Annotated in this window: 16 protein-coding genes; 2 read left to right on the top strand and 14 right to left on the bottom strand. The window is 55.6% G+C overall.

Annotated elements, in window-relative coordinates:
* Position 1 precedes the first annotated feature (1 nt).
* Genes gmd through C3406_RS12590 form a run of 10 tightly spaced genes read right to left on the bottom strand, consistent with a single transcriptional unit; the run spans position 2 to position 9983 of the window.
* Positions 2 to 1123 (bottom strand): GDP-mannose 4,6-dehydratase, encoded by a 1122-nt coding sequence (gmd, locus tag C3406_RS12635; protein ID WP_103825082.1) that lies wholly within the window; start codon positions 1121 to 1123, stop codon positions 2 to 4.
* Positions 1124 to 1150: 27 nt separating this feature from the next.
* A complete protein-coding gene (wcaF, locus tag C3406_RS12630) occupies positions 1151 to 1699 on the bottom strand; it encodes a colanic acid biosynthesis acetyltransferase WcaF (RefSeq protein WP_103825081.1) in 549 nt (182 codons plus the stop codon).
* 15 nt (positions 1700 to 1714) lie between these two features.
* Positions 1715 to 2461, bottom strand: coding sequence for a colanic acid biosynthesis glycosyltransferase WcaE (gene wcaE, locus C3406_RS12625; RefSeq protein WP_103825080.1), 747 nt, complete (start codon positions 2459 to 2461; stop codon positions 1715 to 1717).
* Between the two features lie 11 nt (positions 2462 to 2472).
* Complete coding sequence (wcaD, locus tag C3406_RS12620; RefSeq protein ID WP_103825079.1) at positions 2473 to 3693, bottom strand: colanic acid polymerase WcaD; 1221 nt, start codon at positions 3691 to 3693, stop codon at positions 2473 to 2475.
* Positions 3668 to 4885 carry a colanic acid biosynthesis glycosyltransferase WcaC gene (wcaC, locus tag C3406_RS12615; protein ID WP_103825078.1) on the bottom strand — a complete coding sequence of 406 codons (1218 nt, stop codon included), beginning with the start codon at positions 4883 to 4885 and terminating at the stop codon, positions 3668 to 3670. Before wcaC ends, wcaD begins: the two co-directional genes overlap by 26 nt.
* A complete protein-coding gene (gene wcaB / locus C3406_RS12610; RefSeq protein ID WP_103181109.1) occupies positions 4882 to 5370 on the bottom strand; it encodes a colanic acid biosynthesis acetyltransferase WcaB in 489 nt (162 codons plus the stop codon). Before wcaB ends, wcaC begins: the two co-directional genes overlap by 4 nt.
* Before the next feature lie 2 nt (positions 5371 to 5372).
* Positions 5373 to 6212, bottom strand: a complete 840-nt coding sequence (gene wcaA, locus C3406_RS12605; RefSeq protein ID WP_103825101.1) for a colanic acid biosynthesis glycosyltransferase WcaA — start codon at positions 6210 to 6212, stop codon at positions 5373 to 5375.
* A gap of 20 nt (positions 6213 to 6232) precedes the next feature.
* Positions 6233 to 8395, bottom strand: coding sequence for a tyrosine-protein kinase Wzc (gene wzc, locus C3406_RS12600; RefSeq protein WP_103825077.1), 2163 nt, complete (start codon positions 8393 to 8395; stop codon positions 6233 to 6235).
* 2 nt (positions 8396 to 8397) lie between these two features.
* On the bottom strand, positions 8398 to 8841 hold the full coding sequence (gene wzb, locus C3406_RS12595) for a low molecular weight protein-tyrosine-phosphatase Wzb (protein ID WP_103180226.1): 444 nt from the start codon (positions 8839 to 8841) through the stop codon (positions 8398 to 8400).
* 5 nt (positions 8842 to 8846) lie between these two features.
* The gene (locus C3406_RS12590) at positions 8847 to 9983 is read right to left on the bottom strand and encodes a polysaccharide export protein (protein ID WP_103825076.1); all 1137 of its coding nucleotides are present in this window, start codon (positions 9981 to 9983) and stop codon (positions 8847 to 8849) included.
* A 691-nt stretch (positions 9984 to 10674) separates the two neighbouring features.
* On the opposite strand from C3406_RS12590, the gene C3406_RS12585 reads away from it, so the two are divergent.
* On the top strand, positions 10675 to 12258 hold the full coding sequence (locus C3406_RS12585; RefSeq protein ID WP_103825075.1) for a TerC family protein: 1584 nt from the start codon (positions 10675 to 10677) through the stop codon (positions 12256 to 12258).
* 39 nt (positions 12259 to 12297) lie between these two features.
* Here C3406_RS12585 and asmA read toward each other — a convergent pair whose 3' ends face one another.
* The 3 genes from asmA to udk all read right to left on the bottom strand — a co-directional run bounded on the left by asmA (position 12298) and on the right by udk (position 15491).
* Complete coding sequence (gene asmA, locus C3406_RS12580) at positions 12298 to 14151, bottom strand: outer membrane assembly protein AsmA (RefSeq protein ID WP_103825074.1); 1854 nt, start codon at positions 14149 to 14151, stop codon at positions 12298 to 12300.
* Positions 14152 to 14178: 27 nt separating this feature from the next.
* Positions 14179 to 14760 carry a dCTP deaminase gene (gene dcd, locus C3406_RS12575; RefSeq protein ID WP_103825073.1) on the bottom strand — a complete coding sequence of 194 codons (582 nt, stop codon included), beginning with the start codon at positions 14758 to 14760 and terminating at the stop codon, positions 14179 to 14181.
* An 89-nt stretch (positions 14761 to 14849) separates the two neighbouring features.
* Positions 14850 to 15491, bottom strand: a complete 642-nt coding sequence (gene udk / locus C3406_RS12570; RefSeq protein WP_032612454.1) for a uridine kinase — start codon at positions 15489 to 15491, stop codon at positions 14850 to 14852.
* A 343-nt stretch (positions 15492 to 15834) separates the two neighbouring features.
* On the opposite strand from udk, the gene C3406_RS12565 reads away from it, so the two are divergent.
* A complete protein-coding gene (locus tag C3406_RS12565) occupies positions 15835 to 19164 on the top strand; it encodes a diguanylate cyclase (protein WP_103825072.1) in 3330 nt (1109 codons plus the stop codon).
* Here C3406_RS12565 and alkA read toward each other — a convergent pair.
* Complete coding sequence (alkA, locus tag C3406_RS12560) at positions 19132 to 19998, bottom strand: DNA-3-methyladenine glycosylase 2 (RefSeq protein WP_103825071.1); 867 nt, start codon at positions 19996 to 19998, stop codon at positions 19132 to 19134. The genes C3406_RS12565 and alkA overlap by 33 nt on opposite strands.
* Positions 19999 to 20039: the final 41 nt, after the last annotated feature.

Raw genomic sequence — 20039 nt, 5'->3', positions numbered from 1 at the left:
CTCAGGACTCCAGCGCGATGGCAACCTCGTAGCCGTGGGATATAAGCAAGGAGTGTTTTTTCGCCGCTTCGAGATCTTTTGCCACCATCTCGGAGACCATCTCCTGCAGCGTGGTTTCTGGTTTCCAGCCCAGTTTTTCGTGCGCTTTGGTCGGGTCGCCCAGCAGGGTTTCTACCTCGGCAGGACGGAAGTAGCGCGGGTCAACTTCCACAATCACATCGCCCGGCTGTACGCCCGGTGCATCGTGGCCGGTTACGGAGACCACAATCCCTTTCTCGTCTACGCCGGTGCCTTCGAAGCGCAGCTTGATGCCCAGCTGGGCAGCAGCCATCTCAACGAACTGACGCACGGAGTACTGCACGCCGGTGGCGATAACGAAGTCTTCCGGTTTTTCCTGCTGCAGCATCATCCACTGCATTTTTACGTAGTCTTTGGCATGGCCCCAGTCGCGAAGGGAGTCCATGTTGCCGAGGTGGAGCTTCTTCTCCAGACCCTGAGCGATGTTGGCGATCGCGCGGGTGATCTTACGGGTCACGAAGGTCTCGCCACGGCGCGGAGACTCGTGGTTGAACAGGATGCCGTTGCAGGCGTACATGCCGTAGGATTCACGGTAGTTAACGGTGATCCAGTAGGCGTACATTTTTGCCACCGCATACGGAGAGCGCGGGTAGAACGGCGTTGTCTCTTTCTGCGGGATCTCCTGCACCAGGCCGTAGAGCTCGGAAGTGGAGGCCTGATAGAAACGGGTCTTCTTCTCAAGACCGAGGAAACGAATCGCTTCCAGCAGACGCAGGGTACCGATGGCGTCAACGTCAGCGGTGTATTCCGGGGATTCGAAGGAGACGGCCACGTGGCTCATCGCGCCCAGGTTATAGACTTCATCCGGCTGGACCTCCTGCAGAATACGGGTCAGGTTGGAGGTATCGGTCAAATCGCCGTAGTGCAGATGGAATTTCGGGTTCGCCGCGTGCGGATCCTGATAGATATGATCCACGCGCTCGGTGTTAAAAGAGGAGGCACGACGTTTGATTCCGTGCACTTCGTAGCCTTTTTCCAGCAGGAGTTCCGCCAGATAAGAACCATCCTGTCCGGTTACGCCGGTGATGAGAGCGACTTTAGACATGTTTATTTTCTCCAGACTTATCAGAAGTTATTCAGTTTCAACGCGTTCGCGTATCACCACTGCGGGATTGCCACGGCAAAGCCTGTTTGCCGGTAGCGACTTAAAAACACTGCTGCGCGCACCAATAACGGTGCCATTGCCAATGGAGACGCCGGGGGCGACAAATACGTCGGTCGCCAGCCAGCATTTCTCGCCAATGGTGATTGGCTGCGCGTTAATATCAAAATGTTGACTCATATAATCGTGGCTGCCGGTACAGAGGTAGCATTTCTGAGATACCACTGCATTCGCGCCAATCGAAATTTCACCCAGCGTATATAACACCGCGTCGTCACCAACCCAGGCGTTATCCCCAAGGGTTAATTTCCATGGGTAAGTAATTTTTACCGACGGGCGAATGACTACGTTTTTTCCGATTTTTGCACCGAAGCTGCGTAATAAAAATGCGCGCCAGCGATACATAATTTGTGGGGACCAGGCAAATAATGTCGCCTGTACCGCCCACCATAACTGCACCTTAATCCCCCCTGCGCCACGAAATCCTTTTGGCACAGAGAAGCCGCTTAATTCCTGCATACTTTTTCCTTATATTCAGACTTTGTTATATAAGGCTTTGGTTTTACCCGTGGTTTTAAGACGTAATAAATAAGATAATTCCGCCCATGCACTCGGCACGCGTAATATTTCGCGTTGCACCTTGCGGGCATCCTGGCATAATTCCAGATTATTCGACGTTGACACGCCGCCCATCGAAAATTCAGAAACCAGACCTGGAAGACGTTTAAAAGGATATCCGGCCTTATACAGCCGAGCGGCCAGAGCGTAATCCGATGAAACGCGGTACTGCAAATCGTACGGGTACGTTTTTAACCCGCTCAGCGGAAAGAAAATCGCCTGATGGCTGGCCGGCAGGCTGTGATAAATATACCAGCCCGGTTTCGCCGTACGGCGCACTTTATTTCCATTACCGAAATCAAGTAACGCATCGCCCATATACATGGCGTTATCCTGGACTCGAACGAGTTGACGGACAAACCGCGCTACGTCGTCATGAAAAATATCGCCGGAATTAAGGAAGATGGCATAGCGCCCCTGCGCCATATCGATACCTTTATTCATGGCATCGTAGATACCGCGATCTTTCTCGCTGATGTAGCGTAAGTTATACTCACCGTTCAGTTTTTCGAGGAATTCTGCGGTGCCGTCGTTCGAACCACCATCCACCACAATCCATTCAAAGTTGAGGCTGGGATCGCCTGCCAGATTGCGCAGCGACCGCCAGGTTTTTACCACGCCCTCGTAGTTACGAAAGGCGACAGTAATAACGCTTAGTAACATAAACCACCTCGTTATGAATGCGTAATATTAAGCGCTTTGCGCAAAATAAACGGGCATACAATCAAAAATGCATACTCTGGGCTAAATATTGACCCGGTAAAAAACAGCGATACTGGCGTAAAGAGATAAAGCTGTACGCGAAAATTCTGATTATCACCAAAGGCGTTGATCATCATTTTGAAAACTTTAAACAGATACCACGCCGTTAATAATACTGCGAACCATGAAAAATAAATAATCAGCAGATACAAACCATTGTCTATTGTTTTCCCGACGTCCGCACCGTTAAAGATTCCGAATGATGCGACATATTCATAAAGTGAGCCAAATCTGACTACACCGTCAATATGGGTTAAAGAGTACCCCACCATCACCAGCGGACCGATAATACGGTAATAAGAGGATGATCCTTCGGTGCCCAAATCACCCAGACGTTCGGAAATATACGGGAAGGCAAATACCACCCCGACTAAAAAGACGGACAATGAAATGATCGCTAAAGGTAACTTTTTCTTGATCGCCTCTTTATTCAGATACTGGAACGCCCACTCCAGAAGGTAAAACAGAATAAACGTCATCACCCCGGAGAACGATCCTGACAGAACAATTCCTGCAAGAATCATAGCATCGCTCTTAGGTGTTTTGATACCAAACTGTTTGATGCTGAGCCAAATTGAGATTAACGCCAGAGCGAAGAATGCCGGTTCAAAATAGAGCGCTGTGGTACGCTTGCCGCCAAATTTAATGAAATTCAGTACATAGCTATTACTGTAAATAAGATATTTCGAAATTATTTCCATCAGGCTACTGCCGCCGGTCAGAATAATTTGCGCCATCTCCAGTGCGGCGAGGGTGACAATGATTCCAATGACCAGATAAAAGAACCTGAGGATCTTCCGATAATTGTGCGGCGAGACCGTTTTAAAGCGAATACTCCACACCATGCCAATAATGATGACGATATAGACAAACAGCATGGTGGAAGTAACGTATTTACTGGCATCCAGCGACTGTCCAAAAATGTAGTTAAAGGCCGTCAGTCCCGCCCCCAGCCCCAGCGCTATCATCAGCTTTTTCACGCTGATTTTGTCGACAAACAGCAACAGCAGCAGCGGTAAAAAGGTTACGATGGTAATGGGGAAGCTCTCACCCAGCTGGGCAATTTTGACGTTGACCAGCAGGTAGATGAGCGGCAGCAGCAGATAGCTACAGATTCTGATAGAACGAGACATACTCCTCCAGCATCTGTTGTCCACTGTAGGCCTGGCGGCTGCGGGTGCGGAATGCCTCAAGGGAGGTGCCAAATACCGCCTGGGCGATATCCGCTTTCGCCAGCTGCACCAGAGGCAGCACTTCCTCTTCGCTGAAGGTTTTGCCCCCCGATTTTTCCAGCACTTCCCGCGCGGCGTCGCTGTGGGTGGCGATCACCGGCACCCCGATGGAGAGCGCTTCGCACAGAATCAGCGGATAGTTATCCACCCGGGAGCTGAACACCAGCGCATCCATCCCGTTCAGGGCGCTCATCAGTTTGCGTTTGTCGGTTTCGAAGCCGTGGTTCACCACGTTCGGCCCTTCAAACGGCGAGAATTTGCCGAAGGTGTGCAGCTCGATCTTGTCGCCGAGCGCCATTATGTTGCGCACCAGCTGCTGGTTGGTTTTGCCGTCGTAGCGCAGATCGTGAGCGACCACGGCAATTTTCGGCTTGCCGGCGGTAACGGCGACCGGGGTCAACTCTGCCAGAATGGCCTCTGTCGCCACGTCGATACCGTTGTTGATGATCCGGCAGCGCCCTGCTCCGTAAAGGCTGTTAAAGGCATCGGCCACATGCTGGCTGGGAGAGATGAACTGACAGCCCAGCGCCAGCATGTCACGGAACAGCTGACGCTTGCCATCCACCAGCTTATGGGCGCGATCCACCTTCACCGGCGGATAGTTGCTGAGTGTCGGGCATTTCTGGCAGTTCGTTTTCCACCCTTCGCAGCCGTCGGTAAAGGCGCAGCGGCCAGTGACGCTCCAGTGATCGTGCAGGGTCCAGACGAACGTGGTGTCGGGTTTGTGCGCCTGCACCTTCTGGCAAAACGCCACGACCTCTTCCAGTTTCAGCCAGTAGCTGTGCAGGACGTGAAAATGGAGCACTACCGGGCCCGGGGTGCGGGTCACGGTGCGATACAGGCTGTTGAGGTTGCCGAACAGATCGCGGTTAAACAGACGGAACAGGGCAATATTGGCCACTGAGGTCAGGCGCGGGGTGTGTTTCACCACCTGCGGATAGCGATCGTGGCTGACGCTTTTCTTGCCGCCCTTGCCGTAACCGTAGATAAAGCGCGACTGAAGTCCTTTTTGCAGCGCGCGCTGGTGCAGATCCAGCGCCACCCCTGCCGCCCCGCCTTCGGCGAGACGAACGTTAAATTGCAGAATGTTCATTTGATCACCTTCACGCGGGCCTTCTCGCCCACCACCAGCGCGTTGTCGGGGATGCTGTCCAGCACTACGCTTCCCGCCCCCACGGTGACGTTATTACCGACGGTGATATCACCGATCATCACCACGTTGGCGCCCAGCTCAACGTTATTGCCGATGACCGGACAGGCCAGGCTGTCCGGGCCGCGGTTGCCAAGGGTCACCCCATGGCGGATGGTAAAATCATCCCCGGCGACCACGAATTTATTGATTACCACGGCATAGCCGTGGTGAATGGTGAAGCGGCGGCCGATGGTGGCCGCGGCCTGGATTTCGTAGCCGAAAATGCACTCGGTGATGAGGCGATAAAGCACCAGAACCGGCGCCGCCCACAGATTGTTGAGGACGTTTTTTTTGCGCCACACCGAGCAAAAATGGGCCACCCGGTAGGCCAGCACCATGCAGCAGGGGCGCAGGCTCCAGCTGTTTGCGCGACAATCTTCCAGCACCATTATTTCCCCCGCAGTCCGTCGGCCAGACGCTTACCGTTACGGACTGAAATCAGCGTCAACAGGGTGCGCCAGTTCATCCGCTTATTGCGGATCTGATACAGCGTAAAGAGCTGATACTTGCGGCTGGCGCGGTCGAACTTGTCCCGGTGCTTGCGGTAGAAGTGGAAGTAGCCGGAGAATTTTTTCGGCGACGAGGTGATCTGCATTTCACCATGATTGATGTGCAGGATCTGGGTGGCTTCTTCTACCTTCCACGGCTCGCCATACTCCACCACCATCCGCAGGAAGATGTCGTAATCCTGGGCGGCGGCAAGGGATGTATCGAACAGGCACTCCTTAAAGCGCCACGCCCAGGTAAAGACCTGATTGCCGATAATGTTGCGCTTGTAGAACAGCTGGCGGGAGTACGGCGATTTTGGGTACAACGGCAGGCTGGCGGGTTGAGAGTAGACCTCCCCCTCGCAAACGTAGTCGTTGGCGTACAAAAAGGCGTGGGTAACCAGGTGGTGCTGATGCGCCAGGAAGGTAGACAGCCGGTTTGGCGTCCACTCGTCGTCATCGTCAATACCGGTCAAATACTGCCCGGAGGCCTGCAGAATAGCCTGATTGCGGACCGCGCAGGCGCCGGAGTTAATAGGGTTATGGGTGTAGATCACCCGCGGGTCGTCCAGGTCAGCGACAAACTTCTGGAGCTGCTCGTAGGAGGAGGAGCAGTCATCAACGATGATCAATTCCCAGTGGTCATAATCCTGGCGCAATACCGATTTTATCGCACGGATCGCCAGCTGCTGACGGTTCCATGTCGGCATATAAATGGAAATCAAAGGACGTGGTGTCATGGTGTTCCCCGAATGGCTCATTACTTGCTGTCCGACTTATATTCGTACTCGTAATACCCGTAATCCTGATACCCGGTGGCGCGGCGGAAGATGGAGTTGAGGATCACCCCTTTCACCGGAATGCCGTTCTGCTCGAAGCGGCTGAGGCTGGTTTCCACCTCTTTCAGGGTGTTCACCGCGTAGCGCGCCACCATCAGCGTGGTGCCCGCATGGCGACCGACAATTGCCGCATCCGTTACTGCGAGGATTGGCGGGGTGTCGATCAGCACCAGGTCATAGTTTTCACTCGCCCACTTCACCAGCTGGGTAAAGCGTTCGCTCATCAACAGTTCCGACGGGTTCGGCGGCACCTGTCCGCGCGTGACCAGATCAAAGTTAGGGATGGAGGTCGGCTTCGCGCACTGGCTGATATCGCCGTTGCCCAGCAGAATGTCCGACAGACCGTTAACGTTGTTTGTGCCCAGCAGCTCGTGGGTGTAGCCCTTACGCATATCGCAGTCGATCAGCAGCACGCGCTTGTTGGTCTGGCTGACTACCGCCGCCAGGTTGGCGCAGACAAAGGTTTTACCGATAGACGGGCTGACCCCGGTGAGCATCAGCACGTTGTTGCTGGCCTGCATCATGGCGAAGTGCAGACTGGTGCGCAGGCTGCGGATAGCTTCGATAGCCAGATCCGTTGGGTTACCGACTGCCAGCAGCTGGCTCTGTTTGTAGCGTTTGACGCCATTGGTGGTTTTGACGCTGTCGCGCGACTTCTGCCACTCCGACAGCGGGATGCTGGCGTAGACGTTGATGCCGTGCTCCTCCAGCACCTGCGGGCTTTCGATCCCACGGTTAAACAGGGAGCGCAGCAGTACGCCGACGATGGAGAGCATCAGGCCGAGAATAATGCTGCCGAGAATAATCAGCGCCTTCTTCGGCTTCAGCACGCCCGGCTGGGTGATGGCCGGGTCGACAATACGCACATCGCCAACGGTGCTCGCCTCGGTGATCTTCAGCTCCTGCTGTTTGTTCAGCAGCTGCATATAGACCTGCTGGCCAGACTCCACGTCGCGGGTCAGACGCAGGATCTCCTGCTGGGTTTTTGGCATCGCGGTGACGCGGTTATTGAGCTTGGCTTTTTCCTCTTCCAGCGTCTGGCGTTTTTCCAGCAGCGTACGATAGGCCGGATGGCGTTTGGTATAGAGCTTGGAAATTTCCGCCTCTTTAAAGGTCAGCTCGTTGAGCTGGGCGTCGATATTGACCATCGAATCCAGCACCGACTTCGCTTCGAGCGGCAGGTCGACGGAGTCTTTATCCTGACGGAAAGCGTTGAGCTTGTTCTCGGCCTGATCCAGATGGGCGCGCACTTCCGGGAGCTGTTTTGCGAGGAAGTCGAGGCTTTTTGACGCCTCTTCCGACTTACGCTTCACGTTCTGCGCCTGGTAATTGCGGGTAATGCTGTTGAGAATGTCGCGGATCTTGTCCTTATCCTCGCCGGTAAAGGTCAGTCTCAGCACCCCGGTATCCTTTCCGGTTTCGGTGACCGACAGGTTGCCCTGCAGGTTATTGATCATCCCGAGCATTGAGAATTTGCTGACGGTGAACTCGCTGCCGCTCTGGGCATGGATGTCGCTGACCATCATGCTCACGCCATCTTTATTCAGCATCTCCCCCACCTTGCCGCGGGCGCTAAACCCGGCGTCGCTGGTAAGCTGATACTGGTCTTTCCCCAGCACCTCGAGGGTAAACTCCTGGCTGGCGCCCCCGGCAGGAAGCTGGAAGGTGGTCACTTTAACCGTGTCATTCTGACGGCCCATCAACCGGTCCCAGCCCGCACCAAACACCGGGAAGGTGTTTTTAGTGACGCCGATATCGAGGTCCAGATCGTCCACGGTTTTTCCCAGCACAAGGCGGGACTGGATCAGCTCAATTTCCGCCTGCGAGGCGGGCGGCTTATTTGCCAGCGCCGAACCGATGTCCTGCACCAGGGAATTGCCGGTGTTTTGCTCTATTTGTACCAGCGCGTCGGCGCTGTAAATCGGGGTGGCAAAAAAGGTGTAAATCACCGCCGCAACGGCAAAGAGCGCGGTGATGCCAATCACCCACCAGCGCGCCTCGACCACGGTCCCGATCAGACGACCAATATCAATTTCATCACTGCCCGCGCTCGGGGCGGCAGAAGGTTTTACGTTTGCTGTCATTATTATCCCTGCTGAACGTTCAGTGCCTCTGCCCACTGGCGGGCAGACTGGTCGAGTAAGGTGTAAACCGCCTCAAACGCTTCATGGCTTTTGCGGTACGGGTCGGGGATCTCACGCTCGTTGTCCCAGTGACCAAACAGCATCACTTTGCCGCGCATCTCCGGTGCGATATCGCACAGGGCATGAATGTGGCGTTTTTCCATCGCGAGGATCAGGTCGTAGTCACGGCACAGGCTGGCCGTCACCTGACGGGCGCAATGCCCGTCGAGTGAAAGCTGATGCTCCGCCGCAACCTGACTTGCACGCTCATCGGCCCCTTTGCCCACCAGCGCGCCCAACCCGGCTGACGCCACGGTGAGCTGCGGTTGGTACTGCTTAAGTAGCCGCTCAGCGGTAGGGGAACGGCAGATATTCCCCACACAAACCACCAGAATTTTGTTAAACATCGTTATCACCAGTTGTGGTACTGATGTACCGTGTCGGTCATGGTATGGATATTGTTGATGGTCGGCATCAGCTGGTTCATCACACGGTTCCAGCGCGTTATCGGCGCGGTGGTGACATAGACCACGTCATACGGCTGGAGGCGGAAGCCGGTCGCCATCACCAGTGAGGTGGCATCAGACATATCCAGCTGGTAAACGTTGGCAATCTTGCCGTTCGCATTGTTTCCTGTAATAGGACGGATCACGAAGATACCGCTGGCATCGGAGGTGCTCATATCCAGCCCTTCCGCGTTGCCCAGCGCTTCGGTCAGGGTCATACCGCTCAGGTCCATCTTGAGGGTGCTCTGTTTCTTCACTTCACCCATCACGAACACTTTCAGGTCGTCATTGCGTGGCACGAACAGGATGTCGCCCGGATAGAGCAGACGGTTCTGGCTCAGATCGCCGTTCTGCATCAGCGCCTGCAGGGAGATACGCTCCTCTTTGCCTTTATGGGTCAGCACCACATTGCGCCAGTCGGCGCCATCAGTAAGCCCGCCCGCGGAGTTGATGGCGTCAAGCACCGTCAGCGGCACGTTGGTGATCGGCTGTTGGCCGGATTTATTCACCTGGCCGGAGACATAGACTTTCTGCGAACGGAATGCGGCGATATTAACGTCCACCTGCGGGTCAGCGATGTACTGCGCTAAACGGCCGGTAATATCACTACGGATCTGTGCGAGCGTTTTGCCCGCCACGCGAAGTTTGCCGACATAGGGATAGAACATGGTGCCATCCGCCTGAACCCAGTTGCCGGTATCGCTGGAGCTACGATACTGCCCCGCCGGGGTAGTCAGCTCCGGGTGATCCCAGACGGTGACGTTAATCACGTCCCCGGGCCCGACGCGGTACTGGTAGTTGGCGATCTCCTGGTCGAGATCGACATTCGGCCGTGCGACAATCGGGCGAGGGCGTAATTGTTCAACCAGCTGCGGGGTCATGGGATAAACGTTAACCATGCGGTTGATGTCAAAATCAGCATCCTGCTGTTTAATCACATCCTTACCGGAAGTTGAGATATTGCTGCCGGGGAAGATCGTACAACCACTCATCAAGGTCACAGAGACCAATAATGGCATCAATTTCATTTTGGATTTCATCATTGATTATTTATCACTATGGCAGAGTAATTATCCTGTGCATTTAAATAAGTGCGAAGGCGTATTACTTTTAGCATGCAGTCAATAAAAGAGAAATATAACTGGCATCAGTCCTAAAAGAAGCTTATTCGCTCTCAGGCTATTGACAGAATAATCGAGGCTGATTAACACGCTTTCAGGCACGCTACCGCCCTTGGCTTTCAGTTACCAATCTACTGTTTAAACAGCTAGTTATGGGCAAACACCCTCTTTGACAGGGTTTAATGAGAAAATATAACGGGCAGGATTAATCCGAACACGATATACATTTTTCAGGTCATTAAACCGACACAGAAATAGCACCAAAAACGACCGCTATTTGATGCTGAAAGAATTGTTGCAGCTATCCGAAAAGCAGGCAAGGAATCATCAACGAAGGCGTGGCTTTTAAGAATAATATTAACGGTCGCATTTCCGTGTTTTTAGGAATAGCTTTATATTGACATTATTAAATAACGCCAGAGACCCTGCGATATTTCTCATTTTAATTTATTCGGAATTATTCCGATATTAACGTACAGAATGCAGGGTTTATTACCGGCCAGATAAGGAAAATCTATGCAGATAAATGCCAGGCCGGCATTGCATTTTTCTGGCGCAGTATCCATGATCGAAATGTGACAATTGTCATATAACGAAAGGTATTACTCTCACTATGGAATGGATAGCAGATCCATCAATATGGGCCGGTCTGGTCACCCTGGTGGTGCTGGAACTGGTGCTCGGTATCGATAACCTGGTCTTTATCGCTATTCTCGCCGAAAAACTGCCCCCTGCTCAGCGCGACCGCGCCCGCATCACCGGTCTGTTAATGGCGATGGTTATGCGCCTGCTGCTGTTGGCCTCTATCTCCTGGCTGGTGACCCTCACCCGCCCGCTGTTTACCGTCCACGGCTTTGGCTTCAGCGCCCGCGATCTGATCATGCTGTTTGGTGGTTTTTTCCTGATCTTCAAAGCCACTGTCGAACTCAACGAAAGGCTTGAAGGCAAGGACAGCGAGAACCCCACCCAGCGCCGCGGGGCGAAGTTCTGGGCGGTGGTGGCACAAATCGTGGTGCTGGACGCCGTCTTCTCGCTGGATTCCGTCATCACCGCCGTGGGGATGGTCGATCATCTGCCCGTTATGATGGCCGCCGTCATTATTGCCATTGCACTGATGGTGATGGCCAGCAAGGCGCTAACGCGCTTTGTTAACGACCACCCGACCATTGTCATTCTCTGCCTGAGTTTCCTGCTGATGATCGGCTTCAGCCTCGTGGCGGACGGTTTTGGTTTCCATATTCCGAAAGGGTATCTCTACGCCGCAATCGGCTTCTCGGTGATTATCGAGGCGCTGAACCAGCTGGCGATCTTCAACCGCCGCCGTTTCCTCTCTGCCAATCAGACGCTGCGCCAGCGCACCGCGGATACGGTTATCCGTCTGCTGAGCGGCAAAAAAGAGGATGCTGAACTGGATGCCCAGTCCGCCTCGCTGCTTGCCGACCATGACAACAGCCCGATCTTCGCCCCTCAGGAGCGACGGATGATTGAGCGGGTGCTCCACCTGAACCAGCGCTCCGTCAGCAGCATCATGACCTCGCGCCATGATATTGAGCACATCGACCTTAATGCCCCGGAGGCGACCATCCGTGCGCTGCTGGATAAAAACCAGCACACCCGCATTGTGGTCACCGGTAGCGACCGGGAAGAGGAGCTGCTGGGTGTGGTTCACGTGATTGACCTGCTCAATCAGCAACTGCGTGGCGAGCCGTTAAACCTGAGGGTGCTGATCCGCCAGCCGCTGGTCTTCCCGGAAGTGCTGCCGCTGCTACAGGCCCTGGAGCAGTTCCGTAACGCGCGCACCCACTTTGCTTTTGTAGTGGATGAGTTTGGTTCCGTGGAGGGGATTGTTACCCTCAGCGACGTGATGGAGACCATCGCGGGTAACCTGCCGAACGAAGTGGAAGAGATTGACGCCCGGCATGATATCCAGAAAAACGCCGACGGCAGCTGGACCGCCAACGGCCATATGCCGCTGGAGGATCTGGTGCAGTATGTGCCGCTGCCGCTGGACGATAAGCGCGAATATCACACCATCGCCGGGCTGCTGATGGAGAACCTGCAGCGGATACCCCAGCCGGGCGAAGAGGTGCAGGTGGGTGATTACGCGCTGAAAACGCTGGAGGTGGAGAACCACCGGGTGCAGAAGGTGCAGCTGATCCCGCTGATCACGGAGGATGATGTAGATTACGAGGTGTGATGCGATTCCCCTCACCCTCTCGGGTGAGGGGAGATAGCGCTACTGAAGCTTATCCAGCAACTTCTTCACATCTTTCCCGTTCTTTGAATCTTTATTCTTCTCCGCCCAGTCGCTCAGACGACGTTTCGCTTCATCCTGGAGATGCTTACGCAGCAGCTGGTCCACCTGCAGGCTGTAGTTCAGTGCCTGCCATTTGCCGTATACGTTCAGCGGGATCGGCGTCGTTTTCAGGAAATCGACCAGCTTGCCTTCGCCAAGCCAGCCCTCCAGCACGCGAACTTTGAAGCGGGTGTCGGCGGTCTCCTTAATCAGATCCAGCGTGCCGTTGCCTTCGAGCATCAACATTGGTGATTCGCCCTGCATCCCCTCCAGCGTCACCTGCCCCTTATCCAGAGCCAGATCGGTGACAAAGCTGTCCAGACGGGTCGCATTGTCAAAGTTGTCTTTGACCTTCACGTTACTGCTGCGCTCTACCGCCTGCTGCACCAGCTGCTGGAAGTTAAGCCCTTCCATGCGGGTATTGTGCATTTCCAGATGCGCCTTACCCTGCCAGTTGTGGCGGAAGGCTTCCGCGTCAATCTTGCTGCCGGAGAAATCCCCGGCCAGGTTCAGGCTACCGGTCAGCGCAATCGGATAATTAAAGGCCTTCAGGATGGTACCGATCTCAATGTTATCAAGACGCGGCTGGAAGGTGGTCTGGGCGGTGGCTTTACGCACGTCGAGCGTGCCGGGCAAGGAGAGCTGCCCTTCCCCCAATTTACCGCTCAGTTCCGCAATGGTCAGAAGCCCGTTCTTGTTGCTCATCTGGCTGCTGACCTGAGTGAAGTCCATCCCACGCCAGCGAATGCTGTTGGCTTTAAGCTGGATATCGGCACTGAAGCCGCGCAGACCGTTGTAATCGGGCTCGTCCAGACTGGAGGCGATGACCGGGCGCTGGGCTCTGGCCTGATTTTGCCCCTGCTGTACCGCCTGGTTATTTGCCGCTGCGGTCGCCTGCGCCGGGAGCAGATTTTCCAGATTGAGCCTGTCGAACTGCAGGTTCATGTTCCACTGCGGGTCGGTTCCCAGGATCACGCTGGCCTGCCCGGTAAAGGCGCTGTCATTGGCCTGCAGATTGAGTTGGTTAAGCGCGAGCTGTTTCTGCTCCTCGCGCCACTGAACCTGCAGCGTGCCCTGCCCGCTGATGCCCTGCGCCGGCAGATCGACGCCGGTCAGTTGCCAGGTGAGCTGCTGAATGTCAGCGCTCAGCAGATGCGGATAGTCAGAGGCGTTAACGTTAGCGCTAAACGCGAGGTTCAGATCGCGCTGATTGCGGTTCACGCGGGCGCTAAAATCGATTTTGCCTTTGTGATGTTCATCCTGCTCCATCTGCAGGTTGAGATTGCGAACCGTGACCTGCTCATCACCCTCGTGCTGGAACACCAGCACGCTGTCGGCCACCTTCAGACGGCCAATGTCAAATGACCAGCCCGCATCTTCCGCTTTATCGGGAAGGGTATTTTCCCGCGGTGCCACCGGGGCATCGGCATTACGAACCGCTTCGGTCTGCGGGGTCAGCTGGATCACCGCCCCTTTAAGCATCACCTGGTTGACCTGTAGCTGATGCGACAGCAGCGGCATTAACGCCACGTCAAGGCGCATATTGTCGGCAGTCACCAGCGGCTCGGTGGCCCCTGGCGCGGTGAGCGACATGCGTCCGGACAGGATGCTAAGCTGCGGCCAGACGTGCCAGCGCAGCGGGCCATCCAGCTTCAGGACATAGCCGCTGCGCGCCTCCACCTGACGCACCATGTAGGCGCGAAAGTCATTGGGATTGACCAGCAGAACCAACGCTGACAGGCCTGCAATCAGCACCACCAGCAAAATCATCAGCGTTGTCAGAACTCTTCTCATGGCTTCCTCAATGGACCGGATTTAAGCTCAATCTTTATCAATACGACTGGCGACAGCACCCTGCTGATCGCGATATTTAGCGTCCTGGCGGCGGTTGTATGGACGTGCCGCCGGGCCGGTTAACGGCTCGAAACTCAACGCGCCAATCATCATGCCCGGACGCAGCGCCAGGGGCAGTTTACCGGCGTTGAAAAACTCCAGCACAATACGCCCTGACCAGCCCGGATCGATACGGTGCGCGGTCACGTGTACCATCAGCCCCAGACGCGCCAGCGATGAACGCCCGTCGAGCCAGCCGACCAGATCCGCAGGCAGGGTGATAGATTCAAAGGTGACAGCCAATGCCAGTTCACCCGGATGTAAATAGAACGCGTCGCCGTCGTCCAGCACGATTTCGTCGCTCATCACCCGATCGAGTGCGGCGCTGACTTCATCTTTCGGCCCGCTGAGGTCGATAAAGGGCGCGGTATGGCCGCTAAAGGTACGAAACTTATTCCCCAAGCGGACATCGACAGTCACGCCGTTAATGCGCTCGACCGGCGGGCGCGGGGTAATGCTCAGACGTCCTTCGTCCAGCCAGGCTTCAATATCTCGATCACAAAGACGCATCACTTTCTCCTTTCGTGCAGCGCGCCCTCAGGCCACCAGAGCCGGAGGGCGAGCCCGGTTATCTTTGAACGGTACACAATTCGCGCGTGTTATTCAAAAAACTGGCTGATTTTCGCTTTCAGAATATCAATAGCGATGCGGTTTTTACCTCCGCGCGGCACGATGATATCGGCGTACTGTTTGGACGGTTCAATAAACTGCAGGAACATTGGGCGAACCGTTTTCTGGTATTGCGCCATCACCGAATCCATGGAGCGGCCGCGTTCGTTCACGTCGCGTTTGATACGGCGCATCAGGCAGATATCGAGCGGTGTGTCGACAAAAATCGAGAAGTTCATGGATTCGCGCAGACGGGCGTCGGTGAGCAGCAGGATCCCTTCGAGGATAATGACCTTTTTCGGCGCAATGCGCACCGTTTCCTGCAGACGTGTGTGTTCAACATAGCTATAGACGGGCAGCTCAATGGCGGTGCCGTTCTTCAGAGCCTGAAGATGCTGGAATAACAAGCTGTGATCCATCGCGCTGGGATGGTCATAGTTGGTCTTGACACGCTCTTCCATCGACAGATGGCTTTGATCTTTGTAATAGCTGTCTTCTGGAATAACGCCGATGTGCTCATCACCGACCTGTTCACGTAATTCACGGTAAAGCGTACTGGCAATGAGACTTTTACCTGAAGCCGATGCGCCGGCGATGCCTATAATGACGCACTGATGAGACTTATCAGTCATAAATTTTGCGACCTGAGTAACCTGGATGTAAGGAAGGACGACGCCTGAGCGTCAAACGCGGCAATTATAGGGATTTCATCGGCCTGATACCAGCCGAATAGAAATGTTATGCGAGACGCGTTCAAAGACAGTGCAGATTATTCCTGATACAAATTTTTTCGGCTACTTTTCCAGCGCCAAAGATGAATTTTTTGCAGGATAAGTATTTAATAATGCTGTGATGTCAATTTATGAGCGCATACCATATAAATTGTAAATTGTTTGTACTAGCATGAAGAAAATTAAAAAATGAACTCGTCCGGAGCAGACTCCTGGCGGCATCGCGTCTTCGGATAAAGCGGTAATGAATAAAAAATACCAGCGCGTTTTGGTCACTACGCCACATCCTTTACTACGGCTTGTCAGTCTTGGACTGGTTACCTTTATATTCACACTTTTCTCGCTCGAATTAACGCGTTTCGGCACTTTTTTGGCGCCTTTATGGTTCCCGACCTCTATTATCATGGTGGCGTTCTACCGCCATGCCGGAAAGATGTGGCCCGGCATCGCCCTCGCCTGTAGCGTCGGTAATATCTTCGCCACCTGGCTTATCTTCTCCTGGGATGCCATCAACCTGTGGTACACGGGCATCAACATTGTAGAGGCATTTGTCGGCGCGTTATTGCTGCGCAAACTGCTCCCCGGCTACAACCCTTTGCAGAATCTCGGGGACTGGATCCGTCTGGCGATCGGCAGCGCGCTGATCCCGCCCCTGCTGGGTGGCGTGCTGGTCTGGCTGCTGGTCCCGAGCGACGAGCCGCTGCGCAGCTTTATGGTCTGGGTGCTGTCAGAATCTGTCGGCGCGCTGGCGCTGGTGCCATTAGGGCTGCTGTTTAAGCCGCACTATCTGCTGCGCCATCGCAACCCCCGCCTGCTGTTTGAAACCCTGCTGACTATGGTGGTGACGCTGCTGCTCAGCTGGATCGCCTTGCATTTTTTGCCCTGGCCCTTTACGGCCATCATTGTCCTGCTGATGTGGAGCGCCGTGCGTCTGCCGCGTCTTGAAGCCTTCCTGGTCTTCCTGGTGACGGTAATGATGGTGTCGTTGATGATTGCCAAAAATCCGGTCCCGCTGACCACGCAAAATGTTGGTGCGATGACTAACGCTCCGTGGCTGCCCTTCCTGATGATGCTGCTCCCCGCCAACGTAATGACCATGGTGATGTATGCGTTTCGCGCCGAGCGTAAGCACATTACCGAAAGCGAAGAGCGTTTTCGCAACGCGATGGAGTATTCCGTTATCGGTATGGCGCTGGTCAGCACCGACGGACAGTGGTTGCAGGCGAACAAAGCGCTGTGCCAGTTCCTCGGTTACTCCCAGGCCGAGCTACGTTCCCTTAGCTTCCAGCAACTCACCTGGCCGGAAGATTTAGAGAGCGATCTGGAGCAACTGGACCAACTGCTGCAAGGCAAAATCAACAGCTACTCGCTGGAAAAGCGCTACTACACCCGCAGCGGCGAGGTGGTCTGGGCGCTGCTGGCGGTCTCCCTGGTGCGTCACGCCGATGGTACCCCGCTCTACTTTATTGCCCAGGTGGAAGATATTAACGACCTCAAGCATACCGAATGGGTGAATAAGCGCCTGATGGAACGTATTACGCTTGCCAACGAGGCTGGCGGGATTGGCATCTGGGAGTGGGATGTCAAACCCAACGTCATCAGCTGGGATAAGCGCATGTTCGAACTGTATGAAGTGCCTCCTCACGTTAAGCCTACCTGGCAGCTCTGGCATGAGAGCATGCTGCCGGAAGATCGTGCCATGGCGGAACAGGTGGTACGGGATTCGCTGGCGGCCCGCGTTCCGTTCAAGCTGGAGTTCCGTATCCGGGTGAAAGACGGTATCAGGCACATTCGCGCTCTGGCGAACCGGGTGCTGAATAAACAGGGCGAAGTGGAACGCCTGCTTGGTATCAATATGGATATGACCGAAGTAAAAGAGCTGAACGAGGCGCTGTTCCAGGAAAAAGAGCGCCTGCATATTACTCTCGACTCCATCGGCGAAGCGGTGCTCTGTACCGACGTGAATATGAACGTCACCTTTATGAACCCGGTGGCGGAGAAGATGAGCGGCTGGCTGCAGGAAGAGGCTTTGTCCCAGCCGATCCTCTCGGTCCTGCATATCACCTTCGGCGATAACGGCCCGCTGATGGAGAACATCCACAGCGGAGATATGTCCCGCAGCGACATCGAACAGGATGTGGTGCTGCACAGCCGCAACGGCGGCAGCTACGATATTCACTACAGCATTACCCCGCTAAGCACCCTCGACGGACAGAACATCGGCTCGGTGCTGGTTATCCAGGACGTTACCGAATCGCGCAAAATGCTGCGCGAGCTGAGCTATAACGCCTCTCATGATGCCCTCACCCACCTGGCGAACCGCGTCAGTTTTGAGGCTTCCCTTAAGCGGATGCTGCACACCGTGCAGGAGACGCGCCAGCGTCATGCGCTGGTGTTTATCGATCTGGACCGTTTCAAAGCGGTCAACGACACCGCAGGCCACGCGGCAGGGGATGCGCTGCTGCGGGAGCTCTCCTCCCTGATGCTGAGCATGCTGCGTTCCACCGATATGCTGGCCCGTCTGGGCGGGGATGAGTTTGGCCTGCTGCTGCCGGACTGCAACACGGAAAGCGCGCGCTATATTGCCGGTCGCATCATCGACGCCATCAACGGCTATCACTTTATGTGGGAGGGCCGCCTGCACCGCATCGGCGCCAGCGCCGGGATCACCCAGATCGACGAGCGCAATAACCAGGCCTCAGAAGTGATGTCGCAGGCTGATATCGCCTGCTACTCATCGAAGAACAGTGGCCGTGGCGTGGTGACGGTGTATGAACCGCAGCAGGAGCGAATGCTGAACGCGCCGGGTGCTATCTCGCTGGACGAGCAGTGGCACATGATCAAAGACAATCATCTGCTGATGATCGCCCGCAGCGTCGCCTCGCCGCGCATCCCTGAAAGCAGTACCTTCTGGATGCTTGCCCTGCGCCTGTGGACCAACGACGGCGAGATGCTCGAAGAGCAGGCTTTCCGGGCCGGGCTGGCGGAGCCGGAGTTAATCCACGCCCTGGACAGACGTATTTTGCAGGAGTTTTTCCGCAACTTCGCCACCCCATTGACCAACAAAGGCACCGGGGTCGCCCTGCCGCTCTCCATGGCCGGTCTGGCCAGCGCCACGCTGGTGGATGAACTGCTGGAGATGCTGCGCGCCTGTCCGCTGCAGCCGCGCCTGCTGCATCTGATCGTTAACGTCAGCGTCCTGACGCAGGAGGATGACAATACCCACCACAATCTGCAGAAGCTGCGTGAAGCCGGATGCCGTATCATCCTGAGCCATGTGGGTCGCGATATGGAGGTGTTCAACCACCTGAGCGCGCAGATGGCCGATTATCTGCTCCTCGACCCCGAGCTGGTGGCGAACGTTCACGGAAATCTGATGGATGAGATGCTGGTGACCATTATCCAGGGCCACGCCCAGCGGCTGGGCATCAAAACAATCGCCGGGCCGAGCAACCAACCGATCATGATGGATACCCTCTCCGGCATTGGCATCGACTATATCTACGGCAATACCATTGGCGAGCCGCAGCCGCTGGAGCTGCTACTGAATACCAGCTACTTCGGCATCAACTGACGGCGTCCAGCCATCGGTATACCAGATATGCAGCAGGGCGTACGAGCGCCACGGCTGCCAGCGTTCGGCATAGCGGCGGATTTGCGCCGGGGTCATCCCGGCAAAGCGCTGCTTAATCAGATAATCATCCGCCAGAAAAACATCTTTTGCCTGCCAGCCGCGCAGGGCAAAGTAGTTTGCCGTCCAGCGGCCAATTCCGGGCCGGGTCTGTAGCGCTTTAATCGCGCTCTCAATATCGGCCGGGGCCTCTGTCGGGAAATCCCCCGCCATGACTGACCGGGCCAGATGGATCAGCGACTCTGCGCGTTTCAGCGGCATGCCCAGCGCTTTCAGCGCCAGTGGATCGGTTTGTGCTACCGCGGCAGGCGTCGGGAAACAGCGATAGCCCGGCGCCTCCGGCAGGGGTTCACCACAGAGCGCCACCAGCTTTGCGGTGAGCTTCGCGGCCATCGCCACGCTGACCAGTTGGCCGAGGATGGCGCGCACGCCCTGCTCCCAGGTATCCACGGATCCCGGCAGGCGCAGGCCTGGCCGCGCGGCGCCGAGCGAGCCCAGCGCCTGTTCGATCTGCTGCGGATCGCAGTGCAGATCGAACAGGCGGGTGATGCGTGCCAGGCAGAGATCGGCCACCGGCAACAGCCCGTCGCTGAGTACCACCTCCAGCGTGCCCCCGGGCTGCGGGGTGACGTGGATCAGCCCCTGATGTCCCTGGCAGGCAAAGCTGCGGGTATAGTCGGTGGGGGTCACGATTTCAATCCCGGCGACCGCACGATCGCCAAGAAATTTCAACATCCATTGCCAGTCATAGGGCGGCTGCCAGGTGAGGGTAAACATCGTCGCTCCTTATTTTGTCCTGTCACAGCATAAACGGAGAT

The organism is Leclercia sp. LSNIH8 (assembly GCF_002920195.1).
In the GTDB taxonomy this organism is placed as follows: domain Bacteria; phylum Pseudomonadota; class Gammaproteobacteria; order Enterobacterales; family Enterobacteriaceae; genus Enterobacter.
Note: the sequence above shows the minus strand (reverse complement) of the source record. Positions and strands in the feature narration are given on the sequence as shown.

Excerpts from the sequence above, each read along its gene's own strand:
- alkA (WP_103825071.1), bottom strand. The coding sequence starts at position 19,998 with ATGTTTACCCTCACCTGGCAGCCGCCCTATGACTGGCAATGGATGTTG.
- udk (WP_032612454.1), bottom strand. The coding sequence starts at position 15,491 with ATGACTGATAAGTCTCATCAGTGCGTCATTATAGGCATCGCCGGCGCA.
- wzb (WP_103180226.1), bottom strand. The coding sequence starts at position 8,841 with ATGTTTAACAAAATTCTGGTGGTTTGTGTGGGGAATATCTGCCGTTCC.
- wcaE (WP_103825080.1), bottom strand. The coding sequence starts at position 2,461 with ATGTTACTAAGCGTTATTACTGTCGCCTTTCGTAACTACGAGGGCGTG.
- C3406_RS12565 (WP_103825072.1), top strand. The coding sequence starts at position 15,835 with ATGAATAAAAAATACCAGCGCGTTTTGGTCACTACGCCACATCCTTTA.
- wzc (WP_103825077.1), bottom strand. The coding sequence starts at position 8,395 with ATGACAGCAAACGTAAAACCTTCTGCCGCCCCGAGCGCGGGCAGTGAT.
- wcaC (WP_103825078.1), bottom strand. The coding sequence starts at position 4,885 with ATGAACATTCTGCAATTTAACGTTCGTCTCGCCGAAGGCGGGGCGGCA.
- gmd (WP_103825082.1), bottom strand. The coding sequence starts at position 1,123 with ATGTCTAAAGTCGCTCTCATCACCGGCGTAACCGGACAGGATGGTTCT.
- wcaA (WP_103825101.1), bottom strand. The coding sequence starts at position 6,212 with ATGACACCACGTCCTTTGATTTCCATTTATATGCCGACATGGAACCGT.
- C3406_RS12590 (WP_103825076.1), bottom strand. The coding sequence starts at position 9,983 with ATGATGAAATCCAAAATGAAATTGATGCCATTATTGGTCTCTGTGACC.
- wcaF (WP_103825081.1), bottom strand. The coding sequence starts at position 1,699 with ATGCAGGAATTAAGCGGCTTCTCTGTGCCAAAAGGATTTCGTGGCGCA.
- asmA (WP_103825074.1), bottom strand. The coding sequence starts at position 14,151 with ATGAGAAGAGTTCTGACAACGCTGATGATTTTGCTGGTGGTGCTGATT.
- dcd (WP_103825073.1), bottom strand. The coding sequence starts at position 14,760 with ATGCGTCTTTGTGATCGAGATATTGAAGCCTGGCTGGACGAAGGACGT.
- C3406_RS12585 (WP_103825075.1), top strand. The coding sequence starts at position 10,675 with ATGGAATGGATAGCAGATCCATCAATATGGGCCGGTCTGGTCACCCTG.
- wcaD (WP_103825079.1), bottom strand. The coding sequence starts at position 3,693 with ATGTCTCGTTCTATCAGAATCTGTAGCTATCTGCTGCTGCCGCTCATC.